At 49.8% G+C, this 16,765-nt stretch carries 14 protein-coding genes; 11 read left to right on the top strand and 3 right to left on the bottom strand.

Features of this window, described 5'->3' with window-relative positions:
- A partial coding sequence (locus PHU49_06260) for a hypothetical protein (GenBank protein MDD5243604.1) occupies positions 1 to 204 on the top strand: 204 nt, incomplete at its 5' end.
- Between the two features lie 192 nt (positions 205 to 396).
- Here the strand turns inward: PHU49_06260 and PHU49_06255 are convergent.
- Both PHU49_06255 and PHU49_06250 read right to left on the bottom strand, forming a co-directional pair.
- Complete coding sequence (locus PHU49_06255) at positions 397 to 1,347, bottom strand: 50S ribosomal protein L11 methyltransferase (protein MDD5243603.1); 951 nt, start codon at positions 1,345 to 1,347, stop codon at positions 397 to 399.
- A 9-nt stretch (positions 1,348 to 1,356) separates the two neighbouring features.
- On the bottom strand, positions 1,357 to 2,229 hold the full coding sequence (locus tag PHU49_06250) for a substrate-binding domain-containing protein (GenBank protein ID MDD5243602.1): 873 nt from the start codon (positions 2,227 to 2,229) through the stop codon (positions 1,357 to 1,359).
- A 168-nt stretch (positions 2,230 to 2,397) separates the two neighbouring features.
- On the opposite strand from PHU49_06250, the gene PHU49_06245 reads away from it, so the two are divergent.
- The 5 genes from PHU49_06245 to PHU49_06225 all read left to right on the top strand — a co-directional run bounded on the left by PHU49_06245 (position 2,398) and on the right by PHU49_06225 (position 7,544).
- Positions 2,398 to 3,255 carry a substrate-binding domain-containing protein gene (locus PHU49_06245; protein ID MDD5243601.1) on the top strand — a complete coding sequence of 286 codons (858 nt, stop codon included), beginning with the start codon at positions 2,398 to 2,400 and terminating at the stop codon, positions 3,253 to 3,255.
- Between the two features lie 21 nt (positions 3,256 to 3,276).
- Complete coding sequence (locus PHU49_06240) at positions 3,277 to 4,134, top strand: substrate-binding domain-containing protein (GenBank protein MDD5243600.1); 858 nt, start codon at positions 3,277 to 3,279, stop codon at positions 4,132 to 4,134.
- A 107-nt stretch (positions 4,135 to 4,241) separates the two neighbouring features.
- Complete coding sequence (locus PHU49_06235) at positions 4,242 to 4,940, top strand: ABC transporter permease (GenBank protein MDD5243599.1); 699 nt, start codon at positions 4,242 to 4,244, stop codon at positions 4,938 to 4,940.
- Between the two features lie 37 nt (positions 4,941 to 4,977).
- Positions 4,978 to 6,069 (top strand): ABC transporter ATP-binding protein, encoded by a 1,092-nt coding sequence (locus PHU49_06230; GenBank protein ID MDD5243598.1) that lies wholly within the window; start codon positions 4,978 to 4,980, stop codon positions 6,067 to 6,069.
- Positions 6,070 to 6,266: 197 nt separating this feature from the next.
- On the top strand, positions 6,267 to 7,544 hold the full coding sequence (locus PHU49_06225; GenBank protein MDD5243597.1) for a diguanylate cyclase: 1,278 nt from the start codon (positions 6,267 to 6,269) through the stop codon (positions 7,542 to 7,544).
- Between the two features lie 103 nt (positions 7,545 to 7,647).
- On the opposite strand, the gene PHU49_06220 is transcribed toward PHU49_06225, so the two are convergent.
- A complete protein-coding gene (locus tag PHU49_06220; GenBank protein ID MDD5243596.1) occupies positions 7,648 to 9,402 on the bottom strand; it encodes an amidohydrolase family protein in 1,755 nt (584 codons plus the stop codon).
- A 418-nt stretch (positions 9,403 to 9,820) separates the two neighbouring features.
- Here PHU49_06220 and PHU49_06215 point away from each other — a divergent pair, with 418 nt between their 5' ends.
- The 5 genes from PHU49_06215 to PHU49_06195 all read left to right on the top strand — a co-directional run.
- Positions 9,821 to 10,666: a hypothetical protein gene (locus PHU49_06215; protein ID MDD5243595.1), complete on the top strand. Its 846-nt coding sequence runs from the start codon at positions 9,821 to 9,823 to the stop codon at positions 10,664 to 10,666.
- A 136-nt stretch (positions 10,667 to 10,802) separates the two neighbouring features.
- Positions 10,803 to 12,662: a hypothetical protein gene (locus PHU49_06210; protein MDD5243594.1), complete on the top strand. Its 1,860-nt coding sequence runs from the start codon at positions 10,803 to 10,805 to the stop codon at positions 12,660 to 12,662.
- A gap of 430 nt (positions 12,663 to 13,092) precedes the next feature.
- A complete protein-coding gene (locus PHU49_06205; GenBank protein MDD5243593.1) occupies positions 13,093 to 14,802 on the top strand; it encodes a proline--tRNA ligase in 1,710 nt (569 codons plus the stop codon).
- On the top strand, positions 14,777 to 15,979 hold the full coding sequence (locus tag PHU49_06200; protein MDD5243592.1) for a Xaa-Pro peptidase family protein: 1,203 nt from the start codon (positions 14,777 to 14,779) through the stop codon (positions 15,977 to 15,979). Before PHU49_06205 ends, PHU49_06200 begins: the two co-directional genes overlap by 26 nt.
- Before the next feature lie 85 nt (positions 15,980 to 16,064).
- The coding region (locus tag PHU49_06195) for a hypothetical protein (protein MDD5243591.1) at positions 16,065 to 16,765 on the top strand (701 nt) is incomplete at its 3' end.

The following is a 16,765-nucleotide window of genomic DNA, read 5'->3' as shown; positions in this document are numbered from 1 at the left end:
ATTGCCCAGGCAAAGACCTTCAACGAGGCCCTTTCGATCACGGGGATCGTGATCACGAAACTTGACGGGACCGCAAAAGGCGGATTCCTTCTCCCCATCGCCCATTCCCTGAAGATACCGGTGCGGTTTGTCGGGGTAGGCGAAAAGATCGACGACCTTATTCCCTTCAGCGCAAAAGACTTTTCAAGAGCCCTCTTTGAATAAAGGCAAGAAAATACAGGTTAAGGCTGAGGTTGAGCAAAAAGCCAAACGTAATACACTCACCGGATAGTTCTGTAGTCTTATCATTGTTGTCAAAACAAAGCGTATTGTCATTGCGAGCGAAGCGCGGCAATCTCATACAATAGGTCACCACAGATCACCACGTCGCCTTGCTCCTCGTGATGACAAGCTGTTCTATTTTTCCCAGTATCGAGTATCCAGTATCAAGCTCTCTGCTCTCTGCTCTCTGCTCTCTGCTCTCTGCTCTCTGCTCTCTGCTCTCTGCTCTCTGCTCTCTGCTCTCTGCTCTCTGCTCTCTGCTCTCTTCAGGACAAATCCCCGCCAGGAGTTTTTCTTCTCCATCCTCAATAACGTCAGAGAATGAAAAAGCGAAAGGGCTTGCTTTGTGTCCTTTCCCAGTATGCCGGAGATGATGACGGTGCCTCCGCGCTTCGATAGTTTCATAATATGCTGCGCGTGATCTGAAAATGTCCTGATGTCGAGGTTTGCAAGAACGATATCATACGCGCCTTTTATATTCTCCAATCCCGTGCAGATAAAACGGATGTTCGTTGCATCGTTGAGCGACGCATTCTTTTTCGCTGATTCTATTGCGTCTTTGTCATTGTCTACGGCGGTAACCCTTTTCGCGCCTTTGAGGGCCGCATAGAGGGAGAGTATCGCCGAGCCGCATCCGAGGTCGAGGACCTCTTTTTCTCCTATATCCGTATCTTTCATCAGCCTTATCATGATCCTTGTTGATTCGTGCCTCCCTGTCCCGAAGGCCATGCCCGGCTCAATGATAATCGTCTTCTTATTTTCCCTGCGCTTGTTCCATGGCGCAGCAACAATGACATCCTCTATACTGATCGGCTGAAAATATCTTTTTGTCAGTTCCGCATAATCCTGGTCCCTCTCCTGCACGATCTTTATCTCGTATACCCTGATGCCTGATCTTTTGAGGAGATCCTGAAAAACGCCCGCATCTTCCGGGTAGGCCTTGATGACGGTCTTGTTCCTTGCCTCCTCGATCCAGAGACCACCCGACAGGCACTCGCCGTAGATCTCTTCGGGGAGCAATTCTTCAGACCCCTTCTTAACAGATATCTCTATGCGCTGCCTGTATTGCCGTTCCTTAGATTGCATTTGGTTGTTTCACGCGTGGGGATAGAGTATGCCGCCGGTGTTGCTCACGTCATAGCCTGTAAAATCGCTTATGCTGTTTACAAGCCGCTGCTGCTCAAAAAAGGAGAGGAAGGACTTCACTTGAACGCTGTGAAAATGGTCTTCAGGAATGACCATGTCAAAGCGTTCGTTAAAGAGGGGAATGAAATCGAGGCCAAGGATATTGGCAATGTAGCGTATGCCAGGCGCGCAGTCGCCATTGCCTCCGAGGACCCGCAGCCCGGCCTCGATGTGGGATCCGACCTCCCGGTCATACCCCTTGATGTGATCCGGCGCAATCTTTGCTTCCCCTATAAGGAAATCGAAGAGCAGCCTTGTTCCCGAGCCCTGGTTTCTGTTTATATACGCTACGTCATTGCCAGCGATATCCTTCAGCGAGCCTATCCCTTTGGGGTTTCCCTTCTTTACAAAAAGCCCCTGCTCCCTGAAGAAGAGCTGGACCACCACATAGCCCTCCGCCGAGAGATAGCGGTCCATGTACGAAAGGGTGTATGCCCTTTTTTCGACATCGAGGATATGTACGCAGGACATGGTTGCGGCATTTTTTTTGAGTATCTTCAGCCCATTGATGCTGCCTACGGGTGCGTAGAATATGACTCCTTCCCTTTCGTTGTTATAGATGTCGATCATCTTCCGAAGGAGATGGTCGTCGCTGCCGGCGATGAGAATCACCTTTTCCCTCTCGGTGCTTTCTAAAATCCATCGGTTTATCAGTTCCTTTGTGAATGCTATCTTGCCGCCTATCTTCAGGTGCGGTATCCTGGATTCCTGAACGAGCCTATAGAGCTTCTTTTCGTTGATCCTCAAATAGCTTGCCAGTTCTTTCGCTGAAATAATCTCCATATTTTTTAAGTATATAGGAAAAGCAAAGGATTTTCAAACCCCATGTATTATTATAAATTGTTAGTATCGGTAATATTTAGTTATTATAATGGTATTTTATTCTTGAATATTCTTGTCTGTTTGTTTATTTTAATACCAATATTACACAATTCATTAAGGAGGGTACGCGTGAAATACTGGGTTTGCATCTTTTTGCTGGTCGTTTCATTAACAAGTCCCGTGTTGTGCCAGGCCGAAAGCGATAAGTTTATTTTACTGTCGAGCACAATAGGACCGATAGATTCCGGCATTGTGGGTCTCCTGGAGGACCAGTTCGAAAAAGAAACCGGAATACGGGTACGGCACGTTGGTGCAGGAACAGGGGCGGCAATGAATATCGCGCGGAAGGGCAATATCGACCTCGTGATGGTTCATGCCAAATCCCTGGAAGAAAAGTTCGTAAATGAAGGGTTTGGAACAGAGAGGACCGACCTGATGTATAACGACTTTGTTATTGTCGGCCCTGCCGATGACCCTGCCGGCATCAAGGGGATGGGCGATGCAGCGGCTGCACTGAAAAAGATTGCCGGAAAAGGATCGCTTTTTGTGACAAGAGGAGATAAATCAGGAACCCATGTCGCTGAGATGACCTTGTGGCAAAAGGCAGATGTAAAACCGTCCGGCAATTGGTATGTTGTGTATGAAAAAGGTTCGGAAGGAAACATGGCAACGCTTCTCTATGCTGACCAGAGAAAGGCTTATGTTGTCATTGACCGGGCAACCTTTCTTGCGCTGAAAAAAGATATCAAACTCCCTATACTGGTTGAAGGAGATAAGGCATTGCTGAATTACATCACTCTCATACCGGTCAATCCTAAAAAATTCAGCAAGGCAAATTACGAAGGCGCAATTGTATTTGTAAAGTGGCTTACCGCTCCGGATAAAGGACAGGCGATTATAAAGGATTTCGGGAAGGGCAAATACGGAAGTCCGCTCTTTTTCCCTAATTCAAAGGAGTGGAGAAGATCCCAGGGTATGAGTCAATAAAAACAAGAAAGGAGGACCATTATGAAAAAAATAACACACGCATTTATCGCCCTCATTGCATTGGTTTTCGTATCATCGTTTCTGGTTGTACCATCCGTTGATGCGCAGCAGAAAAACATCATCCTGGCAACGACAACGAGCACGCAGGACTCGGGGCTCCTCGATGTCCTGATCCCCATCTTTGAGAAAAAGACCGGCTATTTCATGAAGACCATTGCCGTCGGTTCCGGGCAGGCCATGGCAATGGGCCAGAAGGGCGAGGCCGATGTCCTGCTCGTGCATTCCCCCGCTGCAGAAAAGAAATTTGTGGCAGATGGTTATGGCATTAACAGGCGGCTTATAATGCACAACGATTTTGTTATCGTCGGGCCGGCGGCAGACCCCGCAAAGATCAAGGGGATAAAGTCCGCGACAGAGGTTTTTAAGAAGATCGCCGCCGCACAGAGTCTTTTTCTTTCGAGAGGGGACAACTCCGGAACCCATTCAAAAGAGAAATCCATATGGAAGACAGCCGCGGTCAAATACGAAGGTGAAAAGTGGTATCAGCAGACCGGACTCGGCATGGGACAGACGCTGAATGTTGCCTCTGAGAAAAGGGCCTATACGCTCGCTGACAGGGGAACATACCTTGCCCTCAAGAAAAGGCTTGACCTCGACATACTGGCGGAAGGCGACGCGATCCTTCTCAATATCTATCATGTGATCGAGGTAAATCCGGTAAAATTCCCAAAGGTCAATACCCCCGGTGGAAAGGCATTTGCAGACTTCATGGTATCCGGGGAAACACAGGGCATCATCAAAACCTTTGGTGTGGAGAAGTTCGGTTCACCGCTTTTCTTCCCTGACGCCGGAAAGAAAGTTGAGGAGCTGGGGAAATAAACCGTATATCAGTTGATGTGAGAAAGCGTTTATGCGGAAAACATAAAGAGTTAATATGTTGACGCATTATCGCATCGACGCATACACGCTTTCTCGGGGGCGTTAGAATGGACCTGATCTTTGAAGGGATAAAAAAGGCATTCATGCTTCTTGTAACCCTCGATCAAGAAGTCCTGAATATTACCTTTCTGTCTCTCAAGGTATCCGGCATTGCTACTATTATCAGTATTCTTATCGGTGTGTCTACAGGAACAGTGATTGCCCTCAACCAATTCCCGGGGAAAAGGATCGTCGTAAGCCTCGTGAATACCGGCATGGGACTCCCTCCTGTTGTTGTCGGTCTTTTTGTGACCATCTTTCTCTGGCGCAACGGTCCTTTCGGGTTTCTCGGCATCTTGTATACCCCCCTGGCAATTATTGTCGCCCAGGCTATCATTGCGACACCGATCGTGATGGGTATTACCGTTGCCGCAATGCAGCAGCTCCCGAAAAAACTCCGCCTTCAGATCCTGGCCCTCGGTGCAACACGCCTGCAGATGGTCTGGATGCTCATAAAAGAGGCGCGGCTTTCTCTGCTTGCAGCAATAATGGCAGGGTTTGGAGGGGTCATATCCGAGATCGGCGCTTCCATTATGGTCGGCGGCAACATCAAGGGATACTCGCGGGTACTAACAACAGCGACCGTCATGGAGACAAGCAGGGGGAATTTCGATGTCGCTATCGCGTTGAGCATCATCCTGCTTTTGCTCGCGTATTTTATCAATCTTATTCTCACACATATCCAGCAGAAGGAAAGGCCAAGATAAATGCAGCTTGATCGCTGATAGCTGACAGCAAAAAACAATGGATCAGACGATGCCCATACTGGAAGCCAGGAGCCTGTCCGTGGAAAGAGCGGGGACGAGGTTGCTTGATATTCCGTATCTCAATGTTGAGGACGGCGAGGTGCTTTCCCTTATAGGGCCTAACGGGGCAGGGAAAACAACACTCCTTGTCACCCTTTGTCATCTGTTCAAATATTTCTCAGGCAATATCGTATTCAAGGGAAAGCAGGTGGGCAATGAACTGCCCGCCGGCCAATACCGGCAAAAGATCGCCATGGTTTTCCAGGAACCTCTTTTATTCAATGCGACTGTTTTCGAAAATGTTGCGGCAGGCTTGAGATTCCGCAAGATCGGAAGGCGGGAGATTGAAGAAGCCGTGAAAGAGAATCTCGAAAGGTTCGGCATCAGCCGGCTCGGTGACCGGTCCGCGAGAACACTTTCCGGGGGAGAGGCACAGAGGACAAGTCTTGCCAGGGCCTTTGCAGTGAAGCCGGATATCCTTTTGCTTGATGAACCTTTTTCCTCTCTCGACCCGCCTACCCGTGAATCGCTGATCGATGACCTTGAGAAGATATTAAACAGTTCCGGGACGACCACGATATTTGCCACCCATGACAGGATCGAGGCGCTCCGCCTCTCGGACAGGATCGCCGTAATGAACAAAGGGAGGATCCTCCAGATAGGCGCGCCTGACGATGTGATGAACCACCCTGCTGATGAATTCGTTGCCTCTTTTGTAGGGGTGGAAACCATCCTGAAGGGGGATGTTATTGAAAAAAAGATGGGCATCGTGATAGTTTCCGTAACGGGACGGGAGATAGCAGTCATCGGAGACTATGATATCGGCGAGAGCCTTATCCTCTGCATCCGTCCTGAAAACGTTACCCTCTCGATAAATACTTCAAAAACCCTTACCAGCGCCCGGAACATATTCCCGGGGACAATCGAGAGGATAGTCCCCATGGGGCTTTTCAAGAAGGTAGAGCTCAATTGCGGATTTCCCCTTGTTGCCTATATAACACACGACTCAATCAATGCGTTATCGCTCTGTGAAGGAGCGGATGTCGCAGCCTCCTTCAAAGCCACCGCAATCCATGTGGTAAAAAAATAGCGTGAAAGGTGAAGGGTGAAGGGCAATAGGTGATAGGCAATAGGCCGCAGGGCGTGGTGCAGTGTCATTGCGAGCCCGCAGGGCGTGGCAATCTCATACAATTAAGTGCCTTAGACACGATTTACGCCTGACGGGTGTCTTGCCTTTATCGGCATATTCATTTGTCTTTGATATACTCGTCCTGTTAGAATAGTGCCATGAAAAACAAGACAAAGATACTTGTCGTTGAAGACAACATACGTATGCTGAAAGAGGTTGCCAACCTCCTCACTTCAGCCGGCTATGAGGTGAGAGAGGCGACAACAGGAAATGAATGCCTGCAGATGATCTCCGGGGACAAACCGGACATCGTGCTGCTCGACGTCTATCTCCCTGATACGCTCGGGTACGATGTGTGCAGACAGATCAAATCAACACCGGGGCTTGAAGGCGTGTGCGTAATCTACCTTTCATCCACACCTGCGACGGATGAGATGAAGATGACAGGTTTTGATGTCGGCGCTGACGATTACATTATCAGGCCTGTAAGTGATAAGGAACTCCTCGCCCGTATCAGGGTAATGGAACGGATACACATAACGGAGAAGAAGCTCAGGGAGTCGGAAGAGCGATACCGGATCGCCATTGAATACTCCAATGACGGCGTTGCCATTATCAAAAACGATCAATACCGCTACGTCGACCAACGCTTCTTGAAGATGTTCGGGTTATCAGGCAGGGATGAGGTTGCAGGGAGCCATGTATTACTTATTGCGCATCCGGACGAAAGGGAGAAAATGGCCGAGGCTATAGGCGATTGGAAAAAGGGTTTACAGGAACCACGATTATATGAATTCAAGGGGATACGAAAAGACGGGACGATACTGTATGTTGAGGCCTCCATTACTCATATGATGCATGATGGTGAACTGGCGGTCTTAACCTTTCTCAGGGATGTTACCGAACGCAAGGAGGCAGAAGAAACGATCAGGCAACTGGCCTACCATGATGCCCTGACAGGATTGCCGAACAGGATACTCCTCCATGACCGTCTCACCATCGCAATGGCCCACACCGGGCGCACCGGCAGGAAGCTGGCGGTAATGATGCTCGACCTTGACAAGTTTAAAGAGGTGAACGATACGATGGGACACAACGTGGGGGATCTTTTACTGCAAGCTGTGGCAAAAAGGCTGACCAGGGCCTTGCGAAAACATGACACTGTATCCCGTTTGGGCGGAGATGAGTTTACCGTGGTCATTCCAGAGGTTATTGGCAAGGATGATGCGACAAGGCTCGCGCAGAAGATCCTCAATATTTTTCAAACCCCCTTTGAGATAGAACAATATATGATCTCTATCAGTACAAGTATAGGTGTCGCTCTCTTCCCTGATGACGGCAATGATATCGAGACATTGATCAAGCATGCGGATATCGCGATGTACAGCGCGAAGCAGTCCGGCCGGAATCAGTACCGGCACTTCACCGAAGACTAAGGAAGAAAGTAAGGATGAAGGACGTGGGACGAGGGACGAAAGGACAGTTACGTCCAGGCGAAGCGAACGTCCAGGCGAATCCCCAATGGCGGGATAATCGGTATCAGGATTTGATATTGAGGGAATCCTGATAGACGATCCTGCCGCCGACCATCGTCAGCAATGCCTTTGTGTCCTTTATCTCATCAGTGGGGATGGTATAGAAATTCCTGTCCCATACGACCAGGTCTGCCTTCTTCCCTTTTTCGATAGAGCCGATCTCTTTTTCCTGGAACCCGGCGTATGCGCTTCCCATTGTCTGCATTCGTAAGGCATCTCTCACCGATATTGACTCTTCCGGGGTGAAGTGGTAGCCGCTTTTCGTGGTCCTTGCCGCCGCCTCCCAGAGGGCGTACTGGGGCTGCCAGAGGGAAAATGCCGGTGGGTCTGCCCCGATGGCGACAGGGATCCCCTGCCCCATGTATGATCTCAGCGGGAAGACCCTTTGACCTTTCAAGCCTCCCATCTTGTCTCCCCACGGATATAACCACTGGGGATGTGTGGAGATCACCACACCAAGACGCCTGATGCGCTCTAAGGCGTTCGTTTGCGGGCATATAGCATGTTCGATACGATGCCGGCAATCCGCTCTGGGCTGTGCTTTGAGCGCTTCCTCGAAGGCATCGAGCATCACATCGACCGCCTTGTCCCCGACTGCATGAACGCTTACCTGCTGACCTGCCTGGTGGAAGAGCTTTACCATCGAATGGAGATCTTCCGTAGAATGTAATGTAATGCTCCGCTCGCCCCGATACCATAAAGAGGTTGGGCCCCCGCCATCAATGGCGATCTTCATGCCGCCCCATACCCTGGCAAATCCTTCAGGCTTATCCTTTTTATATTGGATCACCTCGGCAAAGGGCGAATCAGGCCTGGGAGTTTGTGACCGAACCAGCTCCCGCACCGCAAAGGACGCCTCGCGGATGCTCGGTATGTAGGGCCATATCCTGACCCGTACGGGCAGGTCTCCGGATAGCGCCTGTCCGAAATAAACACCCGCATGCCTGTTGGCGCTCACCTCCGACATGTCAAAAAAGTTGTCGTGTACCGTTGTGACGCCGTCCCCGGCATAAAGCATGGCAGCATGATGGATGTTTTTATTGATCTCTTCATTGCTCAAAGGAGGGGCGATCTTCCGTACAAGGTAGAGCGCCGGGTAGTGGATAAGGAGTCCCGTGGGTTCCCCGTTCGGCCCTTTCCGAACCATCCCTCCTGGCGGGTTTGGCGTAGACCTGTCAATGCCGGAGACCCTCAGGGCATAACTGTTCGCAAATCCCCACTGACCTCCGGTGTGAACAGCAAGCACAGGATGCTCCGTCGTTATCCTGTCGAGGTCACGACGGTTCATAAATGCGAGGTCATTGCTCTCAATGCCCCAGCCTGAAATAAATCTTCCCGGGGGCGTTTTTTTCGCCCTTTCTAAAAATCGTTCGAGGACCTCCTCTTTGGTCTCCAGACCCTGTAGCTTGACCATATTGCGTTCCCTGGCACCAAAATGGGGGAGATGGCCGTGGGAGTCGATGAGACCCGGCGTCAGCGTCCTGCCTGCGAGGTCAATCACCTTCGTGGTGTTCCCGATATACCGCGAGACCGCCTCCTTTGTCCCTGTCTCGAGGATCGTCCCGTTCCGTATTGCCACGGCCTGGGCAATCGAGTCAGACCTGTCCACAGTAATCACTGTTCCGTTCACGAATACCGTATCGGCGGTCGGCACTGAGGATTCAATACGCGTAACCCCTGTGAGCACGCCTGCGGTAGCGACGGCGCCGATCTTGAGAAAATCTCTCCTCGTAATCCTCTTTTGAGGTTTTTCACTCATAGTATCTTTATTCTACCATTAATAGCAGATAAATGAAATGCACGGTCCCCGCAGTTTCACGAAACAAAGTCTGTTCGAAGTTCAACGTTCAACGTTAAAGGTTAAAGCTTTCCGGCAGAGAAAATTATTGAAATGGCACCCCCAGTTTCTGCGATGTACTTCCTGAAGTTAATAAGCGGGTAAATCTAAAAATGTGATATGTTTCATGTGGTAATCCATTCAATCTCATCTCTTTGCACAAAAGACCATAAAAAAAGTATATTGGCTTTTTCTATGTAATATCAGTAAAAATCATTTAACGTCACCATTCATACTGAATTATGGGGAAAAGTGATGAATATTTTGATTGATTTTTCTTTTGCCTGGTATATCATCTAAGAAAAAACCAAGTTGGTATATTAATTTTTGGCGTAAGAATATGAAAAAGAAAACAGAAGATATATTTCTCGACGATGAGTTTAGCCAGGATGCTGTAAAGGATGTTGAGCTGTTCCTTGGGTTTGAGGAAGGCACATTCGATCATATCCCCCACTACTGTCGTGAGGAGGCCCTAGAAGCATTACTTCACGTTAGAAAAATGGAGGAAGAGCATTTGTTCAGACCCGGACTGTACTATGCTGTTCTGTCTGATCTCTGTCGTGCAACACAAGCATCTTTGGTCCTCGGAAACGATATCAGCAGGAAGAGAATTGAAACGTTTATTCTCACATGCGTAGATGCACTTGGACACATTGAGACTACAAACTACCACCTTTTCCTACGTGAGATTGGCGACGCAGTCCTTCTTCTTTTTTCATCTTTTGAGGATGCTTACCTATGGTGGCGCACTATGCACTCGTGGCTTGAAGGTAGAAACAAGATGTGGACTAATGAACTTGACCTCTCGAGGTCAGAATTGAAACATTTCAAACTTGAGGCTAAGACAATCATTCATGCAGGCGAAATCGCTTATTCTGGCACAAACATCCCCGTATCAGCCGCAATCAACCAAGTGTTCAAGGTAGAGAAAGAATTCAAAGCTAATGAGCTCGGTATAACTCACCACGCCCTGGCCTGCGCACGCCCTGTACTTCGGACACTCAAACTACGTCATTGCCTACGGGGCAATGTTACACTCCCCGGAGACAAAGAACCCCTTGGCGTCTATTTAATCGACAACTATGAAAAGACTCTTCGCGAACGGAGGCGATATTTCCATAAATTTGCAGAGAATCGAAGGCGCCAACAAGACAATCCGCCGGACCCTCGTTCCTCGGGCCGGTGATCTTTTCGTTATTTTAAGTGATAATGGATAAAATAAAAACTGGATGCGAGGACAGCAAAGTGGGTGCCGCAGAAGAGTTATTCACACTTCTAAAAGCGGCCAGATAATCCGAAGGCGAGAGCAGAGGCGATAGGTTGTGGGAAGAAAAACCAAAAACGCCCGCAAGATCAAGATAAAGAGGACGACGAGCCACGCCGAACGTGAACCGGTATGGTTGGTTGAATATTATAACAGAGCATTCACATTGTTCCATCGGGACTACGCACAGCGGTTGGAACCAGCAGAATCTGTACATCCGATTCGTGGTCGGTTTTGGCAGTACGTACCTGAAGGGTTTTATGGTCAAAGCAAATCTATTGAACTTCTTCAAACATACCTTAAAGTTCTGGAAAGAGAAATAGTTTCTGTTTTCGGATCACATTCGGTTGCATACTGGTTACACACGTATAGACGCCTGTCTCCAGGTCCAATTGGGAAAGACCGGCGACCTCAATCTATAGGATTAACGAGGGCGGCATTTGAAGCAGCGTTTCAAAAATACGGCCTGATCCAACTGTGCAATAGTATTGGCGACAGCGAAGAAGTAGGCATAGCCAAGGTTCTGAATGGACTTCTTCTGGCGAAGGGATTTAAGCCCGAAAGAGAATGTGTCGAGAATTCCCATCAACTCGTCTTGACCGATTTTACCTCTCAAAATTTGGCAGAACTCTACATCGCAGAGAGGTTGGCCTATGAGATTTGGCGCACTGGGGCCATGCTTCGAATAGTTGGCAAGGGCGTAAGTATTGTTGTATCCGGTCCTCCCTCCTATGTTAATGACGACCGTACTCCTGAACTGAATTATCTCGTAATGCATCATGATGACCGTGACCACGAGTCGGATAGTTCATCCATTGGTGTCTGTTACAATAAAGTTGAGAAGGGCAAAGGCGCAGTCTTCTTGCCGATCTACAATTTAACGGGGATAGAATCCACCACATTTGATCCATTCGTTAGTAGGTATATGAATAAGCAAGTCACCGTTGTGGGCGGAACGTATAATTTCATTTGGATTCCGTTTAACTTGAGATCATATAGGCAGGCTCATTTGCCTTTTGCGCAAGCCTTCGAAAAAAAGAACCGTGTTTCGCTGGATATAGTACTCCTTACAGTAGCTGCTTTGTCCGCTTGGGCATTCGAGAAATGGGCAAATGAGTATCGGTACTTTTTAAAGCTATGGCAACGGGCGTACATGGGGCCCGATCGTATCGATGACATTAAACAGGTAATAGCTCATTATATTCCTCGCGCTGCCCAAATCCTAAACATTGATTGTGGAGATATATCTCCGGATGACGTCGACCGAGGATTCTCCTTTTGGGACCTGATGTCTAATCCGTCGAGAACCGTCATGGATATGGTCTATTCTGGCCCACACCAAATATTCCTGCCGTGCGGAAAAACGCAACGCTTTATAGACTATGCTTGGATCTTAAGACGGCTTTATGATCTTTTTGTAGGTGTTTCTATTCCCGATCAGAACTTTAAGGGTGATGCGCTGGAACTTGCTATTGGAAGGGACAGCTCTTTACTACCAAAAAAACGGTGCCAAGAGAAGGAAGGTACTTCGAGGCAGATCGACTTTGCTGCCAAAGTGGGTGCTTATTTAGTCATTGCCGAATGTAAGGCGGTAGGACGGTCTATAGCATATGATAGAGGCAAACCAGAAGCCATAAAGTACCGACAGACTAATGTGGTAGAAAGGGTTCTTGCTGAGGCCGATGAAAAAGCCCAATGGCTTGCTAAACACCCGGTAGGGACCAATTACGATATATCCCAATATAAGGGAATTGTCCCCGTCGGAGTCAGCCCATTTGTTGAATGGATACCATCCCTTGATCCACACTTTTGGCTTCAGGATGGGATTCCAAGAGTTATGACGCCGTATGAGTTTACGGACCTATTAAGCAAAAACGACGTGGTCGATCGCGCATACAATAGGATCATGATTAGGTAAGTTTGGTCTCGTATCACCCGTTCGACTCAACTTGTACATAGACTCTCTTTCAATCCGTAATCATTGCTTATTCAAAAGCACGTGACTCCATACTTTGTAGGTGGAAGAGGTAACTTGTGCCGATTCGGATTAGTTTAGAAAACATCGACTATTCACCGCCTTTACCCCAAATACATCACCCGTAGGGCATCGGTGCCGGGCTTTCCTGTAGCAAACCGTCGTGAGGCGAGGAAGCTCGGTCTTTTGCGAAGCAAAAGTTCCGAAGCCGAACGCGAGCGAATGTAAGCCGCTGGAGCGTATGAGCGTGTTTGCGTGGAAAGTCCGGCACCGATGCCCGTCCCGCCTTCCAGAACAAAAAACCTTGATTAACCGTGTATTATGCAGTAATTTTAAGCTGATCACTGAATGCCGTTCGTCATAAGGAGTCGCAATGCTGTTCTCGAAGATGTTTATCCCCACGGTAAAGGAAGACCCGAAAGAGGCTGAGGTGATAAGCCACAGGCTCATGCTCCGCGGTGGTTTCATCAGGCGCCTTTCATCGGGCATCTATACGTGGCTTCCTCTTGGCCTGAAGTCGCTGCGGAAGGTAGAGCGGATCATACGCGAGGAGATGAATAAAAAGGGTGCACAGGAGATACTTATGCCCGGCGTCCAGCCGAAAGAGCTCTGGGTCGAAAGCACGCGATGGGAGAAATACGGAAAGGAACTGCTCCGTTTTAAGGACAGGAGCGACAGGGAACTCTGCCTCGGTCCCACACACGAGGAGGTCGTCACCGACCTCGTGAGGCGGGAGGTGCGGTCATACAGGGAACTTCCCGTTACCCTCTACCAGATCCAGACAAAGTTCAGGGACGAGATACGCCCCCGTTTCGGCGTGATGCGCGCCCGCGAATTCTCCATGAAAGATGCCTATAGCTTTGATGCCGACGAGGCAGGCGCTGAAAAAAGCTACATGGATATGTACGATGCCTACATGAATATCTTCAAACGATGCGGTCTCCGGTTCGGGGTCGTAGAGGCAGATACAGGGCAGATAGGCGGAAGCTTCAGCCATGAGTTCATGGTCCTCGCGGAGACCGGCGAGGACGTCATCATCTCCTGCGATACCTGCGGCTATGCCGCGAACCTCGAACGCGCAGAGGTAGGTGTTGCGGAAAAGGCCTTCGGCGCAAAGAAAGGCAGCTATAAGCGTGTTGCAACACCCAACCAGAGAAGGGTTGAGGAGGTCGCATCGTTCCTCGGCGTGACAGCGCAGCAGCTCCTGAAAACGATCATCTATAATACGGACAAAGGAACGCTCGGCGTGCTGATACGCGGCGACAGGGAGATAAACGAAACAAAGCTCAGGAACCTCGTTGGTCTTGAATATTGCGATCTCACCGACGAATATACCATCCAGGACGTAACCGGCGGACCGCTCGGATTCTCCGGGCCGATCGGGTTGTCCATCCCGCTTTACGCCGATAAGGACGTAGCGCACATGGAGGATTTCGTCATCGGCGGCAATGAAAAAGACGTGCACGTCATCAACGTCAATACCGGCGATTTCATTGTAAAAGGTTTTTACGACATCAAGGTCGCCGTTGCCGGCGATAAATGCCCGCGATGCAACGGCACGCTCACATCAACGAGGGGCATCGAGGTAGGACACATCTTCAAGCTGGGCCTGAAATACAGCAAGGCGATGAACGCCTCCTTTCTCGACAAGGACGGGAAGGAGCAACTGATGGTAATGGGCTGCTACGGCATCGGCGTCGGCAGGACCCTCGCGGCGGCGATAGAACAGGGCAATGACGACAACGGCATGATCCTGCCCATGGCGATCGCGCCTTTCGAGGTAAATGTCCTGCCTGTCAACAACTCCCATCAGGAAAGTATGGAGCTTGCGGACAGCGTATATAGGGAGCTCCTTGACAGAGGGGTCGATGCTGTAATGGATGACAGGAACGAGAGGCCCGGTGTGAAGTTTAAGGACTGCGATCTCATCGGCATACCGCTCCGCGTGACGATCGGGGAGCGAAACCTGAAGGAAGGCCTCGTCGAGATAAAGATAAGGAACGAAAAGGAATCGCAGAGGATAAAGAAAGAGGATATTGTAGAGAGGGTTGTCGGCTATGTTGAAGAGCTTAAACGTTGGTGAACTGACACCAAAAGACGAGATACACGCGCGGATCAATAAACTGAAAGCAAAGATGGAGGAACAGGGGATCGCCCTCGCGATCATCCTCCAGAATGTTGACCTCTTTTATCTCACCGGTACCATGCAGAAAAGCGTCCTTGCCGTGTCCGTTGACAGAGACCCCGTATTCTTTGTGGAAAAGAGCCTCCAGAGGGCCGCAGAAGAGACGCCCCTTGAGATTACTCCAATCAAGAGAGACAAGGATATAAGAGATATACTGAGCGACCTCGGGATGCTGCGGGGAAGATGCGGCATGGAACTCGATGTCCTGCCGGTAACTGTATTCGAGCGGTGGAAGAACATCCTCGGGTACGATAATGTCGTTGATGTCTGGCCCCTGATACGGGATCTGCGGTTGATAAAGAGCCCTTTCGAGATACGGCAGGTCAAACAATCCGGGGAGATCGTTTCACAGGTCTTTAAAAAGGCAAAAGAGATCATCCATGAAGGCATGCGGGAGGTAGACATCGCCGCCCTCCTTGAATCCGAAGGCAGGATACACGGTCACCAGGGATTTTTGCGGATGAGGGGATTGAACCAGGAGATGATGAACGTATACATTGTCCACGGTCTTTCAGGGACTGTCGTATCGGGCGCCGATGTGCCCATCTCCGGGGCCGGCGTTACTCATGCCATCCCCCAGGGGCCGTCGGTGAACAGGTTTCAGAGGGGCATCCCGCTTCTTGTCGATTACGGCGGCGGGTATAACGGCTACATTACCGACGAAACCCGGACCTTTGCATTAGGGGAATTAAAGGACATCTACCTGAAAGGACATGCGGTGGCGCAGGCGATCATCGAGGAGACGATGGATTTTGCGAAAGAGGGCATCATAGGAACCGAGGTCTTCACGAAGGCGTTCCTCAGGGCAAAACGTGAAGGGCTTGATGAGTATTTCATGGGCTATGGCGAGGGGAAGGTAAGCTTCATCGGCCACGGACTGGGCCTTGAGATAAACGAACTCCCCGTGATCACGCCCCGGCACGATATCGTCCTTCAGGAAGGCATGGTCTTTGCCTTCGAGCCGAAATTTATCATACCCGGCGAAGGCTCAATCGGCATCGAGGTTGATTTTATCGTGAGAAAGGACGGACTGGAGCGGGTAACGGATTCACCGATAGATATAGTGTATGTCTGACATGAAACACGTTCGGAGTTCGGCGTTCGGCGGGCAGAAGAGCAGAAGGTGAGAGGGTGAGAAGAGCAGACATGAGAGAGGACTAATGGATTTAGGAAAGATAGAACCCTTTGAGATATGTTCGATCAGGCCGCCGACGGAGAATTTCAGCCTTACCTTCCGGCTCGCAAGGAACTGCGGATGGAACCGGTGCAGGTTCTGCCCTGTGTACAAAGAGGGTGCAATATTCAGCAGGAGAAGCATCGAAGAAGTAAAACAGGATGTAGACAGGGCAAAAGAACTGGATGACCTGACAATCAGTTACATCCCCGGCGTGTCTTCCCCGGGTGGCGGGGATTATCAGGGGGCGGAACGGCTGATCGCAGAGATAAAGGTCGCACAGGCAAGGGCGGGAAAGGGAGATCCTGCACGGAGGAAAAGGGATTCGCGGACAGAAAAGGGCAAGGGCGGTATCAAGCCCGGTGAAGTCGATGAACGCTCCTCCTGGTTCTCAACCTGGTTTAAAAATGAACCGACGATAGAGGACAGCATATACCATCTCCTTGCCTGGCGGATGCACGGGGCGCAGACGTGTTTTCTCGGCGACTCAGACTCCCTGTTCCTCTCGCCGGATTTTTTCGCGGAAGCGGTGAACTATATCAAGGGCAGGTTCCCCACGCTCAATCGTTTCACCGTCTATGGCAGGACGCGATCAGCAGTTAAAAAAGGGCTGGACGAAATGAAAGCCTTCAGGGCGGCAGGGTTGGACCGTATTCACTTCGGCATCGAAAGCGGGAACGATAGGGT

It is taken from the genome of Syntrophorhabdaceae bacterium (assembly GCA_028713955.1).
In the GTDB taxonomy this organism is placed as follows: domain Bacteria; phylum Desulfobacterota; class Syntrophorhabdia; order Syntrophorhabdales; family Syntrophorhabdaceae; genus UBA5609.
Note: the sequence above shows the minus strand (reverse complement) of the source record. Positions and strands in the feature narration are given on the sequence as shown.